Source organism: Pseudomonas sp. LBUM1641 (assembly GCF_059716235.1).
This window is the reverse complement of sequence record NZ_CP166815.1, coordinates 3,563,410-3,584,784: the sequence shown is the minus strand read 5'-3', so window position 1 is coordinate 3,584,784 and position 21,375 is coordinate 3,563,410. Positions and strand designations below refer to the sequence as shown.

Genomic DNA, 21,375 nt, shown 5'->3' with positions numbered 1-21,375 from the left:
ATGCTGAGTAGAACCGCCGCAGATCTGTATTGGATGTCCCGTTACCTGGAGCGCGCCGAGAACCTGGCCCGCATGCTCGAAGTCAGTTATTCATTGTCTTTGATGCCCCAGGCCGGGCGCAGTGACGGGCTCGACGAGTTGGCCATGTCGCTGCTCAGCAGCGGCACCCTGGAAAGCTACCTCGAGCGCCATAAGCAGTTGGACGCCGAGCGCATGTTGCACTTTTTCGCCCTAGACGAGGAAAACCCGGCCAGTATCTACAACTGCCTGCGGGCTGCTCGCGGTAATGCCCATGCCGTACGCGGACGGATCACCGCCGACATGTGGGAAAACCTCAACGCCACCTGGCTGGAGATGCGCAGCATTGCCGCCGGCGGCCTGGCGCGCCATGGCATCAGCCACTTTTGCGACTGGGTGAAGCAGCGTTCGCACCTGTTTCGTGGGGCGACCTCCGGGACGATTATGCGCAATGACGCGTATCGGTTTATCCGGCTGGGCACGTTTGTCGAGCGGGCGGATAACACGTTGCGCCTGCTGGATGCGCGGTACGAGATGTTTGGCGAGGAGTCCGAAGAGGTCAGCGACCTTTCGGCACGCGGCTATTACCAGTGGAGTGCGCTGCTGCGGGCATTGTCGTCGTTCGAGGCGTATACCGAGCTGTACCCGAATGCGTTGAACGCGCGGTCGGTGTCGGAGTTGCTGCTGTTACGCAGTGATGTACCGCGCTCGCTGCATGCGTGTATTGAAGAGTTGAGCCATATCCTGGCGGACTTGCCGGGAAGTTATGGGCGCACGGCCCAGCGTTTGGCGGCCGAGTTTGAGGCGCGGCTGAGGTATACCGGGATTGATGAGATTCTGGAGGACGGGTTGCACAGCCGCCTGACGGATTTTATCGATACGGTGCGGGAGTTGGCGCGGGCGATTCACAGCTCGTACCTGGAAGTCGTCTGATGTGCGACTCAATCATATAACTGTCATTTTGGATCATTGATCCGGCCTTGGTGCCGCTCTTATGTTGGTGGGGTGCAACGCCCCGCCAATCATAAGAACAGGTGCCGATGATGTCCGACGAATTGAAGTTATCTCCGCAAGCTGCCCACAGCCTCAAGCGCTGGCACGCCATGCTCGTTGCCGGTGACCTCAAGGCCCTCCCCGAATTACTGGCCCCCGACGCAGTCTTCCGCTCGCCCATGGCCCACACGCCCTACCCCGGCGCGCCTGTGGTGTCGATGATCCTTAACACCGTGTTCAAGGTATTTGAAGACTTCACCTACCACCGTGAGCTGGCGACCGCCGACGGCCAAAGCGTGGTGCTGGAATTCAGCGCGCGGGTGGGTGACAAGCAGCTCAAGGGCATCGACTTGATACGCTTTAACGAACAAGGGCAGATCATCGAGTTTGAAGTGATGATCCGCCCCTTGAGCGGGCTGCAAGCCCTGGGTGAGGAAATGGGCCGGCGCCTGGCGCCCTACCTGGCCAAAGTGTAGGAGCGAGCTTGCTCGCGAAAAATCTGAAGGCGCCGCTCCTATCCAGACAGCAAGCGTTATCGTTAACGACCTTCGCGAGCAAGTTCGCTCCTACTGGTTTTTTACCAGCACCGGTTCTGCGCGGTATTGGTCGGGGAACAGTTTTTTCAGCTGTGCCACCTTGGGCAGGTCGTTGATCACGATGTAGGGGTAGGACGGGTTTTCCGTCAGGAAGTCCTGGTGGTAGGACTCCGCCGGGTAGAAGGCTTTGCCCGTTTCGATCTGGGTCACGATCGGCTTGTCGAAGGCTTTGACGGCGTCGAGTTGGGCGATGTAGGCCTGGGCGACTTTTTGCTGTTCGGCGTTCTGGGCGAAGATCGCCGAGCGGTACTGCGTGCCGCTGTCCGGGCCCTGGCGGTTGAGTTCCGTGGGGTTGTGGGCCACCGAGAAGTAGATCTGCAGCAGCTTGCCGTAGCTGACCTTGCTCGGGTCGTAGGTCACAGCGACGGATTCGGCATGGCCGGTATCGCCGCCGCTGACGCTGTCGTATTGGGCGGTGCTGGCCGCGCCGCCGTCATAGCCGGAGACGGCGTTCTTCACTCCTTGCACATGCTGGAATACGCCCTGCACACCCCAGAAGCAGCCGCCGGCAAACACCGCGGTTTGCAGGTTGTTGGAGTCAGCCGGCAGGTCCATGGCCGGTGGCGCAATCACCACCGCGTCGTCTGACGGGCCGAAGGAGAACGCCGAGCTGTGACCGACAAAGGCGGCGAACGCAAGGGCTGGTAAGTACTTAATCAGTTTCATCTCAGTCACTCCGAAACATCAGAATAAACACGGTCAATTGTGGGAGCTGGCTTGCCTGCGATGGCGGTGGTGAATTCAACATCGCTATCGCAGGCAAGCCAGCCCCCACATTGATCGGGTTAACCATTCAAAATTTCGCTATCGGTTAGCCGAACGTGAAGGCGTAGGCCGCCACTTGCGGATCAAGAAACTCAATGGTGAAGGTCCGGTCCTTGACCGCGCCCGGCTGACGCACAAGCTGGTACAAGCGCTGTTCGGTCACCGTGCCACTGCCATCCGGCGCGACGTCGGTACCGTGGGCATCCGCTGGCGCCTGGCCGTCAATAGTCACTTTGAAACGCACCGGCTTGCCGTCGGCGCCAGGGCCCAGCACCAGGTGCAGGTCACGGGCATGGAAGCGGTAGACGATCTTGCCGTTGGCCGCCGCGAGGGTGGCTTGCTGGCCGCCGACGTTCCATTGGCCTTCCAGGGTCCAGTTATTCAGCGCGAGATTGCCGGCTACCGGGTAGTGGGCGACCTTGTCGGTAGCCAACGTGCCAGTGGAGACAAAATTCTCTGCACGCTGGAAACCCAGGTAGGTTTCCGGCGATTGCACTTCGTTCATGTCCGGTGCGGCCTGGATGCCCTTGGCATCAGCTTCGATCAAGCCGCCTGCGACCTTGGTGGCACCGGCTTCACGCAGCAGTTGCTGGATAACCCGCTCGGACTCGGCGTAATCACCCTCGCCAAAATGGTGGTAGCGAATCTGGCCCTTGGCATCGGCAAAGTAGTGCGCCGGCCAGTACTGGTTGTTGAAGGCGCGCCAGATCTTGTAGTTGTTGTCGATGGCCACCGGGTAGGTGATGCCCAGGTCTTTCATGGCCTTGGTGACGTTGTTCACATCGCGCTCGAAGGCGAATTCCGGGGCGTGCACACCGATCACCACCAGGCCCTGGTCGCGGTACTTCTCGGCCCAGGCCTTGACGTACGGCAAGGTGCGCAGGCAGTTGATGCAGGAGTAGGTCCAGAAATCCACCAGCACCACCTTGCCCTTCAACGCCTCGGCGGTCAGTGGCTCGGAGTTGAGCCATTGCACGGCGCCCTCCAGCGCCGGCAACTGGCCTTCCACCGGCAGCGTGTCGCTGTGATTGGCAGCCATCATCGCGCCGCCGGCCATCATCGCCCCGCTCTTTTGTTCAGGCTTGGCGCTGAGTTTTTCCACCAGGCTTTGCTCCAGGCCACCCGTCGACGCCGTCGACAAGCGTGCAAGGATGCCAGTGTCCAGGCCCAGGGCAATCGCCGCCACACCCGCCAGCATCAACGCACCCAGGCCACGGCGCAGCCATTCACCGGCGCCCAGCGAACGCTTCATGAAGCCGAAGACTTTACCGCCGACCAGCAGCGCCAAGGCCAGGGAGGTGGCAGCGCCTGCCGCGTAGGCCAGCAAGAGCAAGGTAGTGCCGATACTGGCGCCTTGCAGCGCGGCGCCCGTCAGCACCAGCCCCAGGATAGGCCCGGCGCACGGTGCCCACAGCAACCCGGTGGCCACGCCGATCAGGAACGAAGCGCCCGGGCGAGGCCGCGAATCGGCCCCGGCGGCTTCCGACAGGCGACTGCCCGCCGCCACCAGTGGCCGGGTCAGGCGTTCGGACAGACTGGGCAGCAGCAAGGTCAGCCCGAATAGCGCAACAAACAGCAACGCGAGCCAGCGACCGTACTGATTGACTTGCACCACCCAACCGCCGCCCACTGCCGCGAGCGAGGCGACCAGGGCGAACGTCATCGCCATCCCCAGCAGCAGCGGCAAGCCACTGCGCAAAAACGGCTGCCCGGTGCGAGCGAAGACAAAAGGCAGAACCGGCAGGATGCACGGGCTGACAATCGTCAGCACGCCGCCCAGATAGGCGAGAACCAAAAGCCACATGGGGTATTCCTTTATAAGAAGACATCGAATTAAGCCGCGGTGAACGTCATGGCTGCGCCGTTCATGCAATAGCGCAGGCCGGTGGGTGCCGAGCCGTCATCGAACACATGGCCCTGATGACCGCCGCAGCGCCGGCAATGGATTTCCTTGCGTTCCACACCGAAGGAAGTGTCGACGTGGCTGGCCACGGCGTTTTCCAGGGGTTGCCAGAAACTCGGCCAGCCGGTGTGGCTTTCAAATTTGGTGGTTGAGGCATACAGCGGAAATGCGCAACCGGCGCAGGCGAAAGTGCCGTTGCGGTGTTCACTGTTGAGGGCGCTGCTGTAGGGGCGTTCGGTGCCCTGCTCCCGCAGGATCGCGTATTGCTCGGCGGTCAGCAGGGTGCGCCATTCGGCGTCGGTGTGGCTGACGTCGAAATGTTCGGCGGCTTCGGCTTCGGCGATCAGGGCGGGCCCGGCGTTGATTTTTTGCAGCAGGCCACCGGCGATTACCGCAAGCCCGAGGCCGCCGCCGGCCAGCAGCATTTGTCGACGCGTATACATGACTTTCTCCTCACACAAGTGCTGATGGCTGGCGAACCCCCTAGGGCTGACAAACAGTCTGTGGCGAGGGAGCTTGCTCCCGCTGGAGTGCGCAGCGCTCCCGGTTTTTTAGGGCCGCTTCGCGACCCAGCGGGAGCAAGCTCCCTCGCCACAATGGGGTTGCGTGCTTTTTTGCCATTGCGATGTGTGAAGGTTAGGCCCCGGCTGGTCGCGGAATCCTCACGCAGAGTTAAACAATTCGTGATAACTACACTGTTGCAAAACCCGCACAATGCGCGAATCACGAGAAAAGGTTTTGCCAATGGATCAGCCCAAACGTGTCCTGGTGGTCGAGGACGATGCGCACATTGCCGATTTGATCTGCCTGCACCTGCGCGACGAGCAGTTCGAGGTGGTGCACAGCGCGGACGGTAACGAGGCCGTGCAACTGCTGGAACAAGGCGGTTGGGATGCGTTGATCCTCGACCTGATGCTGCCCGGTGTCGACGGCCTGGAGATCTGCCGCCGCGCCCGTGCCATGACGCGCTACACGCCGATCATCATCACCAGCGCCCGCTCCAGTGAATTGCACCGCATCCTTGGCCTGGAGCTGGGGGCCGACGACTACCTGTCCAAACCATTCTCGATGCCCGAGTTGGTGGCACGGGTCAAAGCCTTGCTGCGCCGGGTAGATGCCATGGCCCGTAACCTCAAGATGGACGCCGGCAGCCTCGACCTCGGCCAGTTGTTTATCAACCCCCTGACCCGCGAAGCCACCCTGCAAAGCCAGCGCCTGGACCTCACGCCACGGGAGTTCGACCTGCTGTATTTCTTCGCGCGCCAGCCGGGCAAAGTGTTCTCGCGCATGGACCTGCTCAATGCCGTGTGGGGCTACAGTCACGAGGGCTACGAACACACGGTCAACACCCATATCAATCGCCTGCGGGCCAAGGTCGAGGCCGACCCGGCCAACCCGGCGCGCATCCTCACGGTGTGGGGCCGTGGCTACAAATTTGCCGAGCAATCGGCATGAGGCTGACCCTTACCCAGCGCCTGTCCCTGGTGTTCGCGCTGTTGCTGCTGATTTGCAGCGGCACGTCGGCCTGGCTGCAAGTGCGCTCCAACCACATGCATGAACTGGAAGTTGTGCAAGGCCTGTCCCGCGACCTCGCGGCACATATCGCCCGAGATACTCAATTGATGGACGCCGACGGCCTGAAGCCCGATGCAGTGCGCAACCTGTTCAGCCAGTTGATGCTGGTTAACCCGAGTGTCGAGGTGTACCTGCTGGACATCAATGGCCGGGTGGTGGGCAATGCCGCGCCCAGCGGGCACTTGCGCCGTGACCAGGTGAACCTGGAACCGATCCGCCGATTCCTCAGCGGTGCCCGGTTGCCGATCGTGGGCGATGACCCACGCAGCGTCGACGGGCTCAAGGTCTTCAGCGCCGCACCGCTCAAGGTCAATGGCCAGCAAACCGGCTACCTGTACGTGGTGCTGCTGGGCGAGGCCCATGACCTGTTCGACGCCCAGGACGCCACCAGCGTGGCCCTGAATATCGCGCTGTGGTCCATTGCCCTGGTAGCGCTCCTGTGTTTGCTGGCCGGCTTGACCGCCTTCGCCTGGATCACCCGGCCACTGCGCCTGCTGACCGAGAAAGTCGGCCAGTTCGATATCAACGGTGCGCCAAAAGTCGAGCAGCCCGTGGCCACTGCCCCGTCGAGCCAGGACGAAATCGCCGTGCTCGACCAGGCCTTCAACCAGATGGAAAACCGCCTGGGCGAACAATGGCGTGCCCTCACCCACCAGGACCAGGAACGTCGCGAGATGGTCGCCAACATCTCCCACGACCTGCGCACGCCGCTGGCCTCGCTGCATGGCTACCTGGAAACCCTGTCGCTGAAAGACGCCAGCCTGAGCCCGGAAGACCGCCGACGTTACCTGGGCATTGCACTGGACCAAAGCCGCAAGGTCGGCGGCCTGGCGCAATCGCTGCTGGAACTGGTGCGCCTGGAGCACGGGTTTGTGCAGCCGGTGATCGAAGGGTTTTCCCTGCCGGATTTGGTGCAGGACATCTTTCAGAAGTTCGAACTGACGGCCGAGGCACGCGGCATCACCTTGAGTGCCAGCTTGCCACCGCAGGTACCGACGGTGTTTGCGGACCTGGGGTTGATTGAGCGGGTGCTGACCAACCTGTTGGATAACGCGTTGCGACATACGCCGGTGAACGGGGATATTCAGGTCACGCTTGCGCCCAGAGGGGATCGGGTTGAAGTAACCGTCAGTGACAGTGGGCCGGGGATTGATGCTGAACTGCGTGAGGGACTATTCCTGCGGGCGTTCACCATTGGTGGTGCACGGCGGGATGGGGGGTTGGGATTGCGGATTGTGCATCGGATATTGCAGTTGCATGGGTGTGAGATTGGGTTGGTGGATGTGCCTGGATGTGGGGCGACGTTTAGGTTTTCTCTTTTACGCCGACATTAAAGCGGCCTGGATTGGGCCGCTTTCATTTATTTCACAAAGGCGTTAAACACCACGCGGGTAAATATCGATCAACACATCCGGGGGCAGTTCGTAGACCAGCCACTGATGCCCGGGCTTCTCGTCATCGGGATCACGCCCACCAGGTCGCTGCAGGTTGACCCGTAGCCGCAGGCGCTCGGTTTCGTCGCTAGACTTTGGCATACACCGGATCGGCCCACGACTCGAGGATGTTGTCGACATGCCGCAGGCCGATGTCGCCATCGGCAGCATCGACGTCACCGGGAATGGGCGGCTGAAGCAGTGGAATGTCAACGGGAGGTAGCAGGTCGGCGGGTAGACGGGGCGTGGTCATCGCGAGGCTCCTCGTTGGGTTCCATCGGGCGCCGAACTCAAATCCTTTCGAACGTGATGTTATCGATCAGCAGGGTAAAGGGTGGGTCCACTGCGGTGATTTCAATAGTAAACCGTATCGGAGGCCCAGGAACGTATCGCTTGTTTAATGAAAAGAGGGACCACCCTGGATGAAGCACGGGGAAGTTTGCGAAGCTATCGTCCCAGTTAACAGAAAAACGGCCACTCCACTTGCCAGAACCCGAACCCTTAATGGCACCCGATATCGTGTAATAACCGGGCGCCAAAGCAAAGTATTCCTTCACCAATCGAGTCGACGCCGAAGAGACGTTATCTAGATTTGTGCGAAAAACGACGAGTCCGTTTTCAGCAATAATTTCCCCCGTACGGCTCCCGCCCTCCTCCCGCCAGCCATTCATGTCGTAATCATTAAACGTGGTCACGTCGATAAATTTTGAGCTTACGAGGTACGTCGTAACAGGAAGAAGTACCGCCTGCGCCTTATTGGTAGTGCCTATGTCAAAGCCGATGCGTACTTCAATGCGCAGTAAAGAACCTTGTTTGAGTGTGCTGAACCAGCTATTGCGCGGATCGTCCTCGTAGCCCGCCGCCTGGCGATTAAGTCCCCCCACCAACGGCTCGTGAGTAGTCGTCTGATTACCGGAGTTCGTCCCTACATAGCTCAACCAGATACGTTGCCCGTTGGCCGTCTGGAATGGATACGCCTCGATACCCCAACGTGTCGCTTGGTTGAAATCTGCAACCACCACGCCCGCCCCATCGGGTAGCCTGTTGATCATCGGTGCTGGCAGTCTGTTGGTTGGCATGGGGGTAAGCGTAACCGTCAACGTCTGCGACGATTTGGTTTCACCGCCTCGAGTCACCGTGTAATCAAACGTGATTGTTTTATCCCTGTTGCCAATGTTGGCCGCAATCGCTGCCCGGTGAATATCGAACCCAACCGTCCCGATTTCATTGTTACCTGGTCGGCTCGGGATCAATGGCGAACCGGCACCCGGAGTACCTTTCATGGTCACTTGGATGGTGTCGCTTGCACGCATACCGACGTAGCGCACCACTAATTGAGTGCCCTCCAGTACATCCAGTGGCGCTAGGGTCGCACTGCCTGATCTGACCATGGCGGCATCAAGCAAGCTCGGCGCAGGCAATTCGCCCAACCCGCGGAAAATCTGCACGGGGGTGACGTGGGAATAGCGGGTCTTTTGCCCGTTGCGCTCCAGGCTGTAGAAGGCCCTCACCCGCTGGTCCAGGTTGGGTATCGCGAAATCGCGCCGAATGTCGTGTTCGGTGGACTGGCTGTCCTGACCGACTTGAACCTTAACGCTCGTGCTCGCGAACGGCCCGATCCAAAAGAGCGTAATCCAATCGGAACGTCGGGTGTCGGCGAAGGGCGCAGTGACCTTGATGTAGTCAGCAATTTCGTCGGGACTCAACTGGCCATTGAACGCGTTTTGGACCTGGGGTGCGGGCATGTCACGCACCGGCTCACCCACTTGCACGGTCAACCGCGCAGATTCCTGAGGTGTTTCACCCGGCCGGGTGAAGACGTAATACACCTCGATGAGGTATCCATCAAAACGCATGAGGTCAGCGCCGGGTACTGAAAACGTCATTCCCCCTTCGAGGGGCGGTGTTTGAGGATCGGTCGTATGCTCGATGGTGTCATCGGAGTTGGAGGTTATCCATATCACTTCGACCTGCCCCTCGCCTGCCCAGCTGGCGCGGGTTGGAAATCTTACGGTGGCGTTAACCAGGTCGGGCGCCAGGTAGTCGCCGGTCTGTTGATCAATCGTCGGGGCGTGCCAGTGACTGACTTCGCCGGTGATTCGCAAGTGGCGGTTATAGGAGGGTTTGTCATTCTTCCCTGCCGCTTGCAGCAAGTAGTACACCACCGCGCGGCCTTGGGCATTGGCGGCGACCAACTCATGATCGATAACAAACTCATAGGAACCCGCGCCGGATATCCCCTTGCTCAGGATCCCCGGAACAGCGCCCCCTGTGCTGTTTGTTCCGGACCAGACAAGGGTTACAAGCGAGTAAGCGCTGGCGTCTGAAGCACTGATATGTACGCCGATTTTTACATCCCTGCCGTCCAGCTGCGCCAGGTCGATATCCCGCTCTGTGTCGGGAAATATCACCCAAGGTGCCTCAAGACGCTCGGTATTCAGGTGCACGTTTACCCAGTTCGGTGCTGACCAGGGCGCCCATTCATCCGGGTAGTTGCCGGTAGGCCCCATCACTTGGAACGCCACAATAACCGCTTCACCGTTACCGCCATCGACGATGGTTGGGTAATTAACGGTGATGCGAATATCAGTTTTTACCTCGTGAGGCTCGACCCTCCGCTCGATTGTTTGGGTACCCCAGGCGAAAATGATGAGGTCGTAAGCGGCCATGTTCTCCCAATAGCGGAAGGTGACTTCGACCCCCTTGAGGGCTCGCTCATCGCTGATCCCATCCAGTAACACATCAGGTGGCAGCTCAAACACCAGGTTCTGGTGCCCTGGCAAGTCGTAGTTGGGATCGCGCCCGCCAGGTCGATGCCGGCTGACCCGCAGGCGCAAGCTCTCGGTCTTGCTCTCCTGACCCCGACGTACGACGACGGCATACACCGGATCAGCCCACGACTCGCCGATGCGGTGAGCAGGTACCGTGAACGGAATATGGGTCAGCGTGTCGTCCCCCGGACGAATGAAGTTAGTCGCTACGGGCCAAAAAGAGTCCCCCCAATACAGCTCAAACACCGTCCCCATCGGGCTGTTGTCAGGCCGTCGGATAAACACCACCAGCGGGTGCTCGATATGCCGCAGGCCAATGCCGCCATCGGCCCTCTCCACATCACCCTCAATCCGGGGATGCATGCGGGGAATTATCACCGCGGGTAACTGCTCGCGGGGCAGCGGTGAATTAGGCATGGCGAGGCTCCTGGTCGGGTTCAAATCTGCTCGCAGTCGAGCAATCGTTGCGGCCAATTCAGCGCCAAAAAAAAAGCCCTGGCTACTGTCAGAATTCACAGGGTGCCCAAAAAAACGTTTGGCGCTACCTGTGAATTCTGACAGTAGCCAGGCGCCGTTCGGGGGTGTCTGATAACACCCAAGACGCTCCATCGCCCGAACAGGAGACTGGCCATGCCAAGTCAAAACCCGATTGCATCGCCCAACCTGTCGCCTGCGTCCCAGGCCCTTGAAAGGTTGGTTATTCCCGGTATGAGCCAGAACGTTCCAGGCTATGACGGCGGGTTACCCAAGTGGCTGTTTGCCTCCGGGCTGACGGCACAGGTCAACAAGACGTGGGATGCCCAGCCGGGGGACATGATCACCGTTGGCGAACAAATAGACCCCTTCAACATCCGGGCCATGGCCTTCAAACAACTGGGTCCCGGGGATGAGTTGCAACAGCATTTTTTCTTTAGCCTGCCGCAAACAGAACTGCCCGACGGTGAGATCAAACTGGGCTACGTGCTGCATCGTGCCGACGGCAGTCCTGCCCAGCATTCCCTGCCCCTGCACGTGCTGATCAAAACCGACTTACCCGGTGGCCCGGACAGCGGTCACCTGCCGGAGGGACACCCAGCGCTCTCATTCAGCCTGTCAGCCCTGCAAATCTACCCACCCGAAGCCGCCCGGGGCGTCACCGCGACGATCGAGCCTTATCCGAACATGCATGCGCAAGACGTCATTCACTTCCAGTGGGGGGGGCTTGACCATCCTGCAACCGGTTGAGGGCGCCGGGCAGCAGACCCACATCTCCATCAGCCACGCGCAGATCGTCGAGGCGGGTGACAGCTATAGCTTGCTGGTTAACTTTTATCCGGTCGACCTGGTCGGCAACCCATCCGTACAAAGCTCAAGGTACCTGGAGGTGGTTGTCGACCTGGCGGGTGCAAAACCCGACGGCCCGGCCATCATCACGGATGACCCGCTGGGCTACATAGACCCGGATCGGCTCAACGGCGAGAGCTTGAAACTTGAGTTGTACACCTCTGCCCAGGTCGGCAAACCGGGGGACCTGTATGACATCTCGTTCCGCGCCTACCCACCACTGGGGGGCGTGGTCGCGTACCGGGGGTTTGAAGAAATCGTCAGGGCCGGGGTGCCCGTCAATCACCCGGTGCCCTACAGCGTGGTACGCGCCGCTGCCGGGGGCAAGATCGAAACCAGCTTCCTCCTGCGCACACGCACGGAACCAGCAGACCTGGTGTCGCAAAAAACCTTCGCCCGCGTGAGGGGGTCGGTCGTGCGCCTGGCGGCTGCATTTTTTGAACGATACCCAGGGCACGTCGTGGCCCCCATACCGGACTCGGCGATCGTGAGTATCCCCTGGTACCCATGGTGCAGGCCGACAGACAGCATCACCGTCATCCTGCGGTATGTGAAGTCACTCAACGAAACCATCGTGTTCAGCGAGCGGCGTGTCGTGGGGACGTCATGGGCCGATGGCGCGCCAATCAGGCGCTTGATCTATCGCAACGACCTTGAACGATTCGACGGCTTCAGCCCGGAACTTTATTACGTGTATGAGTCTGCGCAGGTCAGGGCTCGGTCCCTGGATTTGAACGAGTCTGTGCGCCAGCGAGTGCAAATCGGTTGAAGGTACGCTCATCGCACCAAGCCCAAGTGCGGATTTTATTCGTCTGAACGCCGGTTAATACCATTCGTCGGAACCTGTTAATTCTGACAGTAGCCAACCGTCCACGGCAGGTATTTGATAAGCCCAAAGCCAGGAACGGTTCCTGTGACGCGTACCCACTGCCTGAAACGGAGAACGCCATGCCTACGAAAAAAGCCAAGACATCCGAGGCTAAACCCAAGTTCCTTGATCAACTGTTCATCCCTGGCATGTCACCGGGGTTTGGAAACTATGACGGCGGGATCCCCCTAAGGTTACTGACCCATGGCCTGACCGTGATCGTGTACAAAAACTGGGCGACGAAGCCTAAGGACAAAATCCAGGTTGTTTCGATGCCAGGCTTGAATGTCCTGGCAGAAAAAACGCTGATGCCGGGAGAAGAGGCGGACGACAGCTTCGCGTTTGCGATTCCCAGCAGTAGCCTGCCCGAGGGGAGCGTGATGCTGGGGTACGTGGTGCATTACGAAGGCGGTCCAGGCTCCGACACCTCCAACCCTTTGAACGTACGGGTCAAAAAAACCAGCCCGGCAGGCAACGACAAAAATCAGATTATCCCGGGCCACTCCGAACTCCACTTAAAGCCTAACTACCTCGAAATTCGCGAGTTTCAATCCCGGCTGGTAAAGGTCACCGTCGATCCCTATCCAAATATGGATAGCGGAGATCTGATCGCGTTGAAGTTCGGCAACTACAATGCGCCGCGTCAGCAGGTCTCGGGTGTCGGTAAACAGACAGAGATAACAATCTCCCGTGATGGTGTTGTTGAGGCCGGTAACGGCAACAGCCGACTGGTGAGTTTTAGTGTGGCTGACTTGGTCGGCAATGTTTCCACCCCTCGGTCAGGGAGCATTTCGGTGCTGATAGACCTTGATCGCGCCACGCTGGCTGCACCTATTTTCAATACCCAGGATGTTGCAGGTTTTATCGACCTTGAGCGGCTGGATGGCAAGCCTTTGCATGTACAACTCTACCTGCCTCCTTTTCAAGGTCCCACTGGTCATACCTACTATGTGACTTACCGTGGCTATCCGAAGCTGGGCGGCATTGTATTGGAGGAAAAGTACATTCCCATTGAGCATGAAGGCAGAGAGGAAGACTTCTTCATACCCAATGAAAAGGTCCGCGCATGTGCTGGCGGCAGAGTGGAAGTCAGCTACCCCCGTAGCAATGCAGGTAATGGATGCCGTTGGCAATTTCCCGGCAGTGAATATGGACCCTGAGTCGGACACTAATTGGTCACCCATAACGTGGGTTAATGTCGACCTCGACGCCGTACTGATCGAGCCGCCCTCTCTCGAGCAGGTACTGGCAGCGAGACCCACCCGGATCGGTGTGCGCGGCGCAGGCAGTCCATGGTCGGCGCCTCAGGTTCTGGAGGCGGAAGGGGGTCGTCTTGACCCGAATACCGCCAAGGCCACCGTGGTGTTCACTGCGCCCGCTGGCTGGGATGCACCGGTGCAGGTACGCCTGGTATGGGAGGCAGATACAACGATCTACGCCCAGGAACACACGCTGGACGAGATTCCGGAAGATCGCACCATCGTGCTGACGGTGGGTGGAGAGCAACTCAAAACGCTCGCTAACCAGCTCACCGAACTGTATTACGAACGCATTGACCCCTTGCCCGTTCATGAGTCCCTTCGCCTGGAGTTGCAGGTGGGTGAACCCGTGATTCGTCTGCCCCAGGCGCAGGTTGAGCATGCGCAGGCCCAGCACCAGGTGACGGTTATCTTGCCGTTCACCGAGACCGCACCCGGTGACACTGTGACCTTGCAATGGATTGCCAGCCAGTCGAGAACCACCGTAACCACCACCCTGAACGCAGACACGGCCGGCCGGGCGATGCGCATCACGATATCAGTGGATGATCTTCAATTGGGCGAAATCGTGAAGGTGTATTACAGCCTCGATCGAAACGGACAGCTCCCCCGTTACTCGAAGCTGCAGGTGTGGGAAATGGGGTAATACGGTTTATGCAGTTCGCTCGCGATATTCCCGGGGAGAACACGCCATCACACGCTTGAAAGCATTGCTGAAGGCGCTGTCTGACTGATAACCCAGGGACTGGCCGATCGTGGACACGCTGTTGTCGCTGGCCTTCAAGGCTTGCACTGCCAGATGCATGCGCCACCGAGTCAGGTATTCCTGTGGCGCCAACCCCACCCGTTGTTTGAAGTGCAAGGCAAAGGTGGAGCGGGATTGGCTCGCAAGCCCGGCCATTTCACTCAACGTCCAGCGCCGGGCTGGTGCTGCGTGAATTTCCCGCAGCACCGGCGCCAACCTTGGGTCGTTTAACGCTCCCAACCAGCCCGTGGTATGCGCGCCTATGGAAGATTGATAAAGCCGCAGGATCTGCACCAACATCATTTGCGCCAAATGCTCGGTCATCAGCGCCGCGCCCTGTAACGGACTCGCGTATTCCCTGGCCAGGCGGTCCAGGCACCAGCGCAATACGGCAGCCTGTTCGGAGTTGGCGCTTACCCGCAGCACCGGCGGCAGGCTATCCAGCAACAGTCGGGCGTCGTCCCCGTAGATAAATCGTCCGCCGATCAAGAACAGATCCACCGTGGCACCCACCGTGGCGATGCCTCCCACCGCATCGGCATACACCTCACGTGCATCGAGCCCTTCAGGGGACAGATTGCTGGACAGCCTCCACGGGCGTGACTGGGTCAACAGGAAACAATCTCCCTCATACAAGCGTATCGGTACTGCCAGCCCTTCCACTTCCAGCCAGCAACTGCCCTCCACCACCGCGTTGAACTTGATGCCATCCGGCGCCGCAAAGTTAATGGCCCAGGTGCCTCCAGCCTTCAGGCCGGCGAAGGTCGATCGATGGCTTTTTAACAGTGCCAGCACATCGGAAAGGGTATCCATAAAAAAGCTCCGGACGATCGCGACAGAAACACGGACTCTAGGGCATTCCGCGTCCGGTCTCCAGCGAGAGACTCTAGGCCTCCCATAAGGAGATCTTTCATGGCTGACAAACAAACCCCAATTGGCAGCAGCTTCGATGCCGGCACTACCGCCCAGCAAGCCTTGGCGGGCAGCGATTTGCGAGGCAAGACGGTGATTGTCACCGGTGGCTACTCCGGCATTGGCCTGGAAACAGTGCGCGTGTTGGTCGGCGCGGGTGCGCAGGTAATCGTTCCCGCGCGGGATCCTGAAAAGGCCGAACGCAACCTCTCGGGCATCATCGGTGTTGAACACGCCAGCCTGGATTTACTCGACCCGATTTCCATCGACCGTTTTGCCGAAAACTTCCTCGCCAGCGGCCGGGCATTGAACCTTCTGATCAATAGCGCCGGAATCATGGCCACACCACTGCAACGGGATGCGCGAGGTCTCGAAGCGCAGTTCGCCACCAACCACCTGGGCCACTTCCAGCTAACCGGCCGGTTGTGGCCGGCGCTGCGTGAGGCTAATGGCGCACGAGTGGTTTCGGTATCGTCCCTTGGCCATCGTCTTAGCCCTGTGCATTTCGATGACCCGCAATTTGAACACCGCCCCTATGACAAGTGGCTCGCTTACGGCCAATCAAAAACCGCCAATGCACTGTTCGCGGTAGCACTGGACCGACGAGGTAAAGCCGAGGGGGTGCGCGCATTTTCCGTGCACCCGGGAGAAATCCTCACCGACTTGATCCGTTACCTGAACAAGGACGACCTGGCATTCGTCGGCGCACTGGATGAGCACGGCGATATCCGCCGCGCCAGTCACTACAAGAGCCCCGAGCAAGGCGCCGCGACCTCGGTGTGGTGCGCTGTCAGCCCGCAACTGGAGGGCATGGGCGGACTCTACTGCGAAGATTGCGATGTGGCCGCTTGGTCGCAGGATGACACCAGCCGTAACGGCGTATGGCCCTGGGCTGTCGACCCGGAGCAGGCCGAACGCTTATGGGCAGTGAGTCAGCAGTTGTGCAATGTCACGTTGTAGTCCGGGACCCCAGCGTTCATATTTGGCAGTCATGCACTGCCAATGAGCGACCTGAACCATGCAGCCTCCTGCCAGTTACCTCGTGCCCCTTGCCGCCTCCCTTTGCGCCACCCTCGCCTGCGCCGACAGCCACGACCCGCTGCTCGCCAAGCGCGTGGATGCGGTGGTCGACAGTGCCATTGCCGACAATCGCCTGGTGGGCACCGTGGTGCTGGTGCTGCGGGACGGGCAGCTGGTTTATCACCGTGCTGCCGGCCTGGCGGACCGCGAAGCCGGGCGCCCGATGACAGAGGACACGATCTTTCGCCTGGCATCGGTGACCAAACCGCTGGTCTCCGCCGCCGCGATGCACCTGGTGGAACAAGGTCGCTTGGGCCTGGACGATCCGGTCAGCCGCTGGCTTCCCGACTTCAATCCCAAGCTGGCGGATGGCACCACCCCGGTGATCACCGTCAGCCAGTTGCTTAACCACACCGCTGGCCTGAGCTATGGATTCCTGGAAAGTACCCGCGGCCCCTACCGCACCGCCGGGGTTTCCGATGGTCTGGGCGAGCCCGAGATCAGCTTTGCCGAGAATCTGAAGCGCATCGCCAGCGTGCCCCTGAGTTACCCGCCGGGCAAGGGCTGGCAGTACTCGATGGCCACCGATGTGCTGGGTGCGGTACTGGAAAAGGCGTCAGGCCAGAGCCTGCCGGTATTGGTCCGCGAGTCAGTGACCGGACCGCTCGGGCTAACCGATACCGAGTTTTCGGTAACGGATATAAATCGCCTCTCCGCAGCGTATCAGGACGGATCGCCGCAGCCGCTGCGCATGGTCGACAAGGCCACCATCACCTCGGGCAACAGCACTGCGCTGTTTGATGTGCGGCGAATTCTCGATCCCCATGCCTACCCTTCCGGCGGCGCCGGCATGGCCGGGACGGCAGGTGATGTTGCGCGGTTCCTGGAAACCATTCGCCAGGGCGGCGCACCGATACTGTCTGCACAAAGCGTGCAGTTGATGGTCACCGATCACGTCGGCGCCAAGGTGCAAACCCAGGACCCGGGTTGGGGCTTCGGTTATGGCTGGGCCGTGCTGAATGACCCCGCGCTGACCGGCACACCGCAATCCCGGGGCACCTTCGAATGGGGCGGCGCCTACGGTCACAGCTGGTTCGTCGACCCGCTGCAAAAGCTCACGGTGGTTGCACTGACCAATACGGCTTATGAAGGCATGTCCGGTCTGTTCACCCACCAACTGCGGGATGCGGTGTATCCGCCGCAGTGATCGACCACCAGCGCGGCAACAGCTGCCGCACCCGTGCCTCGCCAAAACGGTCATCGATCAGCATCACCACGCCCCGGTCCTGCTGGCTGCGAATCACCCGCCCCGCGGCTTGCACCACCTTCTGGATGCCAGGGTACAAGTAGGTGTAGTCGTAACCGGCACCGAAAATCGCGCCCATCCGCAGTTTGAGTTGCTCATTCACCGGGTTCAGTTGCGCCAGGCCCAGGGTGGCGATAAACGCGCCGATCAGCCGGCTTCCCGGCAGGTCGATGCCTTCGCCGAACGCTCCGCCCAGCACGGCAAAACCGATGCCCCGGCTGTGCTGGGTGAACTGCTCGAGAAACGCCTGACGTTCGGCCTCGGCCATGCCCCTGGACTGTTGCCACAGCGGGATCTGCGGGTGTCGCTCAGCGAGCAATTGCGCCACTTGCTGCAAGTAATCGAAGCTGCTGAAGAACGCCAGGTAGTTGCCCGGCTGCTGCGCAAACTGCGCAGCGATCAGCTCGACGATAGGTTCCAGGGACGCTTGGCGATGGACAAACCGGGTGGAGATCCGGTCGACGATATGCACCTGCAGCTGCTCGGCCTTGAACGGCGATTCCACATCGACCCACGCGGTGTCGGGCGGCATTCCCAGTAAGTCCGCGTAGTAATGCCGTGGGCTCAAGGTCGCGGAAAACAGCACGCTGCTGCGGGCCGCCGTCAGCCGGGGCCGAATGAATTCGGCAGGCACCACGTTGCGCAGGCACAGGTTCGATGCGCTGCGTTTGCCACTGAGCTCGCGTTTGCTGATGTCGAAGATGAAGTGTTCGTTGAACAGCTCGGCGACCTTGGCAAACTGCAAGGCCTCGAAATAGAACGCCTGCAGCTCGCCATTGAGCGCTTCGGGATGGTCGTTGAAATATTCACCCATGGCGCTGGTGCACAGGCTCAGGGCGTGCAGCAGTTTGTCGGGCTTTTGCGCGTACGCCTGATACGGCGCGACTTGTTCCTTGTGCAGGGCGTTCCACTCACGATTCAGGCGTTGCAGGGACTTTTTCAGCGGCTCGGGCGCAATTTCCCGCAGGGTTTTGAGCGTGTACTGGTCGAGGGCCGCGCTGTACATCGAACGGCCGCGCTCCACCAGGTTATGGGCTTCGTCCACCAGCACCGCGACCCGCCACTGGTTGAGCTGCGCCAGGCCGAGCAGCATTGCGCCAAAATCAAAGTAATAGTTGTAGTCGGCGACCACCACGTCGGTCCAGCGCGCCATTTCCTGGCTGAGGTAATAGGGGCAGACGTCATGGGCCAGGGCGACTTCCCGCAGGTTGCGCTGGTCCAGCAGGCGCACCCTGGATGCGGCTTCACGGGCAGCCGGCAAGCGGTCATAAAAACCCTTGGCCAGTGGGCACGAGTCGCCGTGACAGGCTTTGTCGAGATGCTCGCAGGCCTTGTCCCGCGCCACCAGTTCCAGCACCCGCAGCGGCAAATCCGGGCTGCTGTCGTACAGCACTTGCGCGGCGTCCAGCGCCAATTTGCGGCCCGGGGTCTTGGCCGTGAGGAAGAACACCTTGTCCAGTTGCTGGGGCGCCAGGGCCTTGAGCATCGGGAAAATCGTGCCGACGGTCTTGCCGATACCGGTGGGCGCCTGGGCCATCAGGCAGCGGCCGGTGCTGACGGCCTTGTAGACGGTTTCCGCGAGGGAACGCTGGCCGGGGCGAAACGCTGCATGAGGAAAGCCCAGGGCCGTTGCTGCGGCGTTGCGGGCTTCGCGCTGGTGCATTTCCTGTTCGGCCCAGCCGAGGAACAGTGTGCATTGCTGGTTGAAGAAATCCTGCAGGTCAGCAGCCTGAAAACGGTGGCTAAGCAGCGTTTCGTGCTCGCCAACAATGTCGAAATACACCAGCGCCAGGACAATCTCCGACAACCCGAGCTTCTGGCACATCAACCAGCCGTAGACCTTGACCTGGGCCCAGTGCAGTTGCCGATGGTTGGCCGGCTGCTTGTCGAGGTCGCCACGATAGGTTTTCACCTCTTCCAGCTGGTTGCGGTCCGGGTCGTAGCCATCCGCCCTGCCCCGGACTTTCAACTGCGGGTATTCACCTTCCAGCGCGACTTCATTCTGGTAGTGGGCGCTGCGCCGCGAAGCCACCGTGCGGTGGCCGGCAATCCCTTCCTGGGCGCTGGGAGACGGGGTAAAACGCAGGTCGAGGTCGCCGACCTTGGCGGTGAATTCACACAGCGCACGCACCGCGACGCTGTAGTTCAAGCCGCCTGCTCCGCCCAGCGCACATAACAGACGGTCACGGGCATCTGGTGTTCGCCGCAGAACTCCAGCCAGCGCAGCTGGTTGTCTTGCAGGCGATCGCCGGGGCCTTTGACTTCGATCATGCGGTAGGTTTTTTCCTCAGGCCAGAACTGGATCAGGTCGGGCATGCCGGCGCGGTTGGCGCGGATGTCCAGCAGCAGGCGCTCGAACCAATGGCGCAGGTGTGCGGCGGGCAGGCAATCGAGGGCCTGGTCGAGCAGTTCTTCGCTGAGCACGTTCCAGAACACGAAGGGCGACTGAATACCCCATTTGTCCACGTACCGCTGGCGGATGGTGCGCTTGTAGCGCTCATCACCCAGTTGGTCCAGACACTCGGCAAACAGCTCGGCGCGCCGCTGATGGAAGTCTTCGCTGTGCAGGTCCACGGGGCCGCGCTGGAACGGGTGGAAAAACGACCCCGGCAACGGCGCGAAAATCGCCGGCCAGCACAGCAGTCCAAACAACGAATTGATCAGCGTGTTCTCGACGTAATGCACCGGCGCACCGTGGTCGCTCAAGTGGGCCTGCACGCAATACTCCACCGACATCACCGGGTCCGGGGCCGGCAGCTCAAGGTCCAGGCGCACGATAGCCCGGGGTTTTACCTTGGGCATCGCCGGCTCGCCAAGTTTGCGCCGCAGCCTGGGTATCACACGCAACAGGTGCTGCTGCTCGGATGCGCTCTCCGGAGCCAGCTGTGCTTCACGGGCCAGGCGCATCGCCTGGGCGAAGTTTTCCTGGCGTTCCAGCACCCGGATCAGGCGTGCGCGTGCGCCGGGATAGGTGCAGCCCCGGTAGATCGCCTCGGCCAGGGCCAGCTCGGTACTGCGCTCGCAGTACTGGCCCACCTGGAACAACAGCTTGGCCCGACGTTTTTCCAGCCACGGGTTGTCGGTGTGCAGAGTAGCGATTTGTTCCAGCACGTCATCCAGTGCCTCGCCCGCTTCAAAAGCCTGTTGGCACTGGTGCAGAAACAGAAAGCCGTGCACGTCGTCACGGCTGCGCAATCCACGGGATTCGGCGCAGAACTCGACCTTTTCGTAAGTAAAAATCCCCAGGTCCGCCAGCACAAACTCCGACCAGTCCTGATAGAGATTGCCGAAGAACATCAGCCGCAGGCGGTCGCACAGGTCCATCACGGTGAGGCTGTAAAGCTGATCGGCTAGGTCCGGGCACCAGTGCTGGAAGTGACGCGGTTCACAAAACTGCGTTGACAGCGACGCCAGCCAATCTGCCTTTTTGGCCCTGGGTTGCTCGATCCAGGGTTTGAACGCCGCAAGGATTTCCGCTTTCTGCAACAGGCCAAACAGCTCGCCGAACGACAACAGGCATTGATCGGTCACCCAACCCTGCTCCAGCAACGGCATCACCGCCTCGTGCACCGCGCCGATTTCGACATAATTGAGCTTGCCTGCACGGAAATGCGCGCCCTTGCGCATCACCATGCGCACCAGCAAGGCCTGGGACGGCTGCGGCAAGCTGTCAAATTGCTGAATGAAATGCTCTTCGTCCGGGGCCAGTAAATCGGCATACCGCTGCCCCAGCCAATCGAGTACTTGGCGGAAGTTATGCAGGTAATAGAGCGGGTCTTCAAGGGGATTGGACATGTCAGGCACGGGATCAAACACTGGTTATGCATACAGAGTGCCGTCCCTGGCCGGCTGTTGCAATCAGTAATAGATCAAAGGCACACGCAACTT

At 60.4% G+C, this 21,375-nt stretch carries 19 protein-coding genes; 10 read left to right on the top strand and 9 right to left on the bottom strand.

Features of this window, described 5'->3' with window-relative positions; all coding sequences use genetic code 11:
* A complete protein-coding gene (locus tag ACA046_RS16300) occupies positions 1 to 951 on the top strand; it encodes an alpha-E domain-containing protein (protein ID WP_078742360.1) in 951 nt (316 codons plus the stop codon).
* Positions 952 to 1,061: 110 nt separating this feature from the next.
* Positions 1,062 to 1,487 (top strand): nuclear transport factor 2 family protein, encoded by a 426-nt coding sequence (locus ACA046_RS16295; protein WP_459020920.1) that lies wholly within the window; start codon positions 1,062 to 1,064, stop codon positions 1,485 to 1,487.
* A gap of 90 nt (positions 1,488 to 1,577) precedes the next feature.
* Here the strand turns inward: ACA046_RS16295 and msrA are convergent, their stop codons facing one another.
* The 3 genes from msrA to msrB all read right to left on the bottom strand — a co-directional run bounded on the left by msrA (position 1,578) and on the right by msrB (position 4,718).
* Positions 1,578 to 2,273, bottom strand: a complete 696-nt coding sequence (gene msrA / locus ACA046_RS16290) for a peptide-methionine (S)-S-oxide reductase MsrA (RefSeq protein ID WP_497674394.1) — start codon at positions 2,271 to 2,273, stop codon at positions 1,578 to 1,580.
* Between the two features lie 145 nt (positions 2,274 to 2,418).
* Positions 2,419 to 4,176, bottom strand: a complete 1,758-nt coding sequence (locus ACA046_RS16285) for a cytochrome c biogenesis protein DipZ (RefSeq protein ID WP_497674393.1) — start codon at positions 4,174 to 4,176, stop codon at positions 2,419 to 2,421.
* Positions 4,177 to 4,205: 29 nt separating this feature from the next.
* Positions 4,206 to 4,718, bottom strand: coding sequence for a peptide-methionine (R)-S-oxide reductase MsrB (gene msrB / locus ACA046_RS16280; protein WP_497674392.1), 513 nt, complete (start codon positions 4,716 to 4,718; stop codon positions 4,206 to 4,208).
* Between the two features lie 301 nt (positions 4,719 to 5,019).
* Here msrB and ACA046_RS16275 point away from each other — a divergent pair, with 301 nt between their 5' ends.
* Together ACA046_RS16275 and ACA046_RS16270 are read left to right on the top strand one after the other, a co-directional pair.
* Positions 5,020 to 5,730 carry a response regulator transcription factor gene (locus tag ACA046_RS16275; protein WP_497674391.1) on the top strand — a complete coding sequence of 237 codons (711 nt, stop codon included), beginning with the start codon at positions 5,020 to 5,022 and terminating at the stop codon, positions 5,728 to 5,730.
* Positions 5,727 to 7,184: a sensor histidine kinase gene (locus tag ACA046_RS16270; RefSeq protein WP_497674390.1), complete on the top strand. Its 1,458-nt coding sequence runs from the start codon at positions 5,727 to 5,729 to the stop codon at positions 7,182 to 7,184. The genes ACA046_RS16275 and ACA046_RS16270 overlap by 4 nt, the downstream gene beginning before the upstream one ends.
* Before the next feature lie 42 nt (positions 7,185 to 7,226).
* Here the strand turns inward: ACA046_RS16270 and ACA046_RS16265 are convergent, their stop codons facing one another.
* From ACA046_RS16265 to ACA046_RS16255, 3 genes are read right to left on the bottom strand one after another with little or no spacing between them, the layout of a single operon-like run.
* A complete protein-coding gene (locus ACA046_RS16265) occupies positions 7,227 to 7,385 on the bottom strand; it encodes a hypothetical protein (protein WP_497674389.1) in 159 nt (52 codons plus the stop codon).
* On the bottom strand, positions 7,372 to 7,536 hold the full coding sequence (locus tag ACA046_RS16260) for a hypothetical protein (RefSeq protein WP_497674388.1): 165 nt from the start codon (positions 7,534 to 7,536) through the stop codon (positions 7,372 to 7,374). The genes ACA046_RS16265 and ACA046_RS16260 overlap by 14 nt, the downstream gene beginning before the upstream one ends.
* Before the next feature lie 37 nt (positions 7,537 to 7,573).
* Positions 7,574 to 10,471 carry a hypothetical protein gene (locus ACA046_RS16255; protein WP_497674387.1) on the bottom strand — a complete coding sequence of 966 codons (2,898 nt, stop codon included), beginning with the start codon at positions 10,469 to 10,471 and terminating at the stop codon, positions 7,574 to 7,576.
* Between the two features lie 213 nt (positions 10,472 to 10,684).
* On the opposite strand from ACA046_RS16255, the gene ACA046_RS16250 reads away from it, so the two are divergent.
* From ACA046_RS16250 to ACA046_RS16235, 4 genes are all read left to right on the top strand, one after another.
* On the top strand, positions 10,685 to 11,278 hold the full coding sequence (locus ACA046_RS16250) for a hypothetical protein (RefSeq protein WP_497674386.1): 594 nt from the start codon (positions 10,685 to 10,687) through the stop codon (positions 11,276 to 11,278).
* Positions 11,256 to 12,146: a hypothetical protein gene (locus ACA046_RS16245; RefSeq protein WP_497674385.1), complete on the top strand. Its 891-nt coding sequence runs from the start codon at positions 11,256 to 11,258 to the stop codon at positions 12,144 to 12,146. Before ACA046_RS16250 ends, ACA046_RS16245 begins: the two co-directional genes overlap by 23 nt.
* 179 nt (positions 12,147 to 12,325) lie before the next feature.
* On the top strand, positions 12,326 to 13,405 hold the full coding sequence (locus ACA046_RS16240) for a hypothetical protein (RefSeq protein ID WP_497674384.1): 1,080 nt from the start codon (positions 12,326 to 12,328) through the stop codon (positions 13,403 to 13,405).
* The gene (locus tag ACA046_RS16235; protein ID WP_497674383.1) at positions 13,362 to 14,150 is read left to right on the top strand and encodes a hypothetical protein; all 789 of its coding nucleotides are present in this window, start codon (positions 13,362 to 13,364) and stop codon (positions 14,148 to 14,150) included. Before ACA046_RS16240 ends, ACA046_RS16235 begins: the two co-directional genes overlap by 44 nt.
* Before the next feature lie 6 nt (positions 14,151 to 14,156).
* Here the strand turns inward: ACA046_RS16235 and ACA046_RS16230 are convergent, their stop codons facing one another.
* Positions 14,157 to 15,062, bottom strand: coding sequence for an AraC family transcriptional regulator (locus ACA046_RS16230; RefSeq protein ID WP_459020950.1), 906 nt, complete (start codon positions 15,060 to 15,062; stop codon positions 14,157 to 14,159).
* Between the two features lie 99 nt (positions 15,063 to 15,161).
* Between ACA046_RS16230 and ACA046_RS16225 the strand changes: the two genes are divergently transcribed.
* Both ACA046_RS16225 and ACA046_RS16220 read left to right on the top strand, forming a co-directional pair.
* Positions 15,162 to 16,121 carry an oxidoreductase gene (locus ACA046_RS16225; protein WP_497674382.1) on the top strand — a complete coding sequence of 320 codons (960 nt, stop codon included), beginning with the start codon at positions 15,162 to 15,164 and terminating at the stop codon, positions 16,119 to 16,121.
* 58 nt (positions 16,122 to 16,179) lie between these two features.
* Entirely contained in the window at positions 16,180 to 17,388 is a 1,209-nt protein-coding gene (locus ACA046_RS16220; protein ID WP_459020954.1) for a serine hydrolase domain-containing protein, read from the top strand.
* Here the strand turns inward: ACA046_RS16220 and ACA046_RS16215 are convergent.
* Together ACA046_RS16215 and ACA046_RS16210 are read right to left on the bottom strand one after the other, a co-directional pair.
* Entirely contained in the window at positions 17,348 to 19,636 is a 2,289-nt protein-coding gene (locus ACA046_RS16215; RefSeq protein ID WP_497674381.1) for an ATP-dependent DNA helicase, read from the bottom strand. The genes ACA046_RS16220 and ACA046_RS16215 overlap by 41 nt on opposite strands.
* Positions 19,633 to 21,282: a VRR-NUC domain-containing protein gene (locus tag ACA046_RS16210; RefSeq protein ID WP_497674380.1), complete on the bottom strand. Its 1,650-nt coding sequence runs from the start codon at positions 21,280 to 21,282 to the stop codon at positions 19,633 to 19,635. Before ACA046_RS16210 ends, ACA046_RS16215 begins: the two co-directional genes overlap by 4 nt.
* Positions 21,283 to 21,375 lie beyond the last annotated feature (93 nt).

What these genes read in the sequence shown, in the direction of transcription:
- ACA046_RS16300 (WP_078742360.1), top strand. Translation starts at nt 1, where the DNA reads ATGCTGAGTAGAACCGCCGCAGATCTGTATTGGATGTCCCGTTACCTG.
- ACA046_RS16295 (WP_459020920.1), top strand. Translation starts at nt 1,062, where the DNA reads ATGTCCGACGAATTGAAGTTATCTCCGCAAGCTGCCCACAGCCTCAAG.
- msrA (WP_497674394.1), bottom strand. Translation starts at nt 2,273, where the DNA reads ATGAAACTGATTAAGTACTTACCAGCCCTTGCGTTCGCCGCCTTTGTC.
- ACA046_RS16285 (WP_497674393.1), bottom strand. Translation starts at nt 4,176, where the DNA reads ATGTGGCTTTTGGTTCTCGCCTATCTGGGCGGCGTGCTGACGATTGTC.
- msrB (WP_497674392.1), bottom strand. Translation starts at nt 4,718, where the DNA reads ATGTATACGCGTCGACAAATGCTGCTGGCCGGCGGCGGCCTCGGGCTT.
- ACA046_RS16275 (WP_497674391.1), top strand. Translation starts at nt 5,020, where the DNA reads ATGGATCAGCCCAAACGTGTCCTGGTGGTCGAGGACGATGCGCACATT.
- ACA046_RS16270 (WP_497674390.1), top strand. Translation starts at nt 5,727, where the DNA reads ATGAGGCTGACCCTTACCCAGCGCCTGTCCCTGGTGTTCGCGCTGTTG.
- ACA046_RS16265 (WP_497674389.1), bottom strand. Translation starts at nt 7,385, where the DNA reads ATGCCAAAGTCTAGCGACGAAACCGAGCGCCTGCGGCTACGGGTCAAC.
- ACA046_RS16260 (WP_497674388.1), bottom strand. Translation starts at nt 7,536, where the DNA reads ATGACCACGCCCCGTCTACCCGCCGACCTGCTACCTCCCGTTGACATT.
- ACA046_RS16255 (WP_497674387.1), bottom strand. Translation starts at nt 10,471, where the DNA reads ATGCCTAATTCACCGCTGCCCCGCGAGCAGTTACCCGCGGTGATAATT.
- ACA046_RS16250 (WP_497674386.1), top strand. Translation starts at nt 10,685, where the DNA reads ATGCCAAGTCAAAACCCGATTGCATCGCCCAACCTGTCGCCTGCGTCC.
- ACA046_RS16240 (WP_497674384.1), top strand. Translation starts at nt 12,326, where the DNA reads ATGCCTACGAAAAAAGCCAAGACATCCGAGGCTAAACCCAAGTTCCTT.
- ACA046_RS16235 (WP_497674383.1), top strand. Translation starts at nt 13,362, where the DNA reads ATGGATGCCGTTGGCAATTTCCCGGCAGTGAATATGGACCCTGAGTCG.
- ACA046_RS16230 (WP_459020950.1), bottom strand. Translation starts at nt 15,062, where the DNA reads ATGGATACCCTTTCCGATGTGCTGGCACTGTTAAAAAGCCATCGATCG.
- ACA046_RS16225 (WP_497674382.1), top strand. Translation starts at nt 15,162, where the DNA reads ATGGCTGACAAACAAACCCCAATTGGCAGCAGCTTCGATGCCGGCACT.
- ACA046_RS16220 (WP_459020954.1), top strand. Translation starts at nt 16,180, where the DNA reads ATGCAGCCTCCTGCCAGTTACCTCGTGCCCCTTGCCGCCTCCCTTTGC.
- ACA046_RS16210 (WP_497674380.1), bottom strand. Translation starts at nt 21,282, where the DNA reads ATGTCCAATCCCCTTGAAGACCCGCTCTATTACCTGCATAACTTCCGC.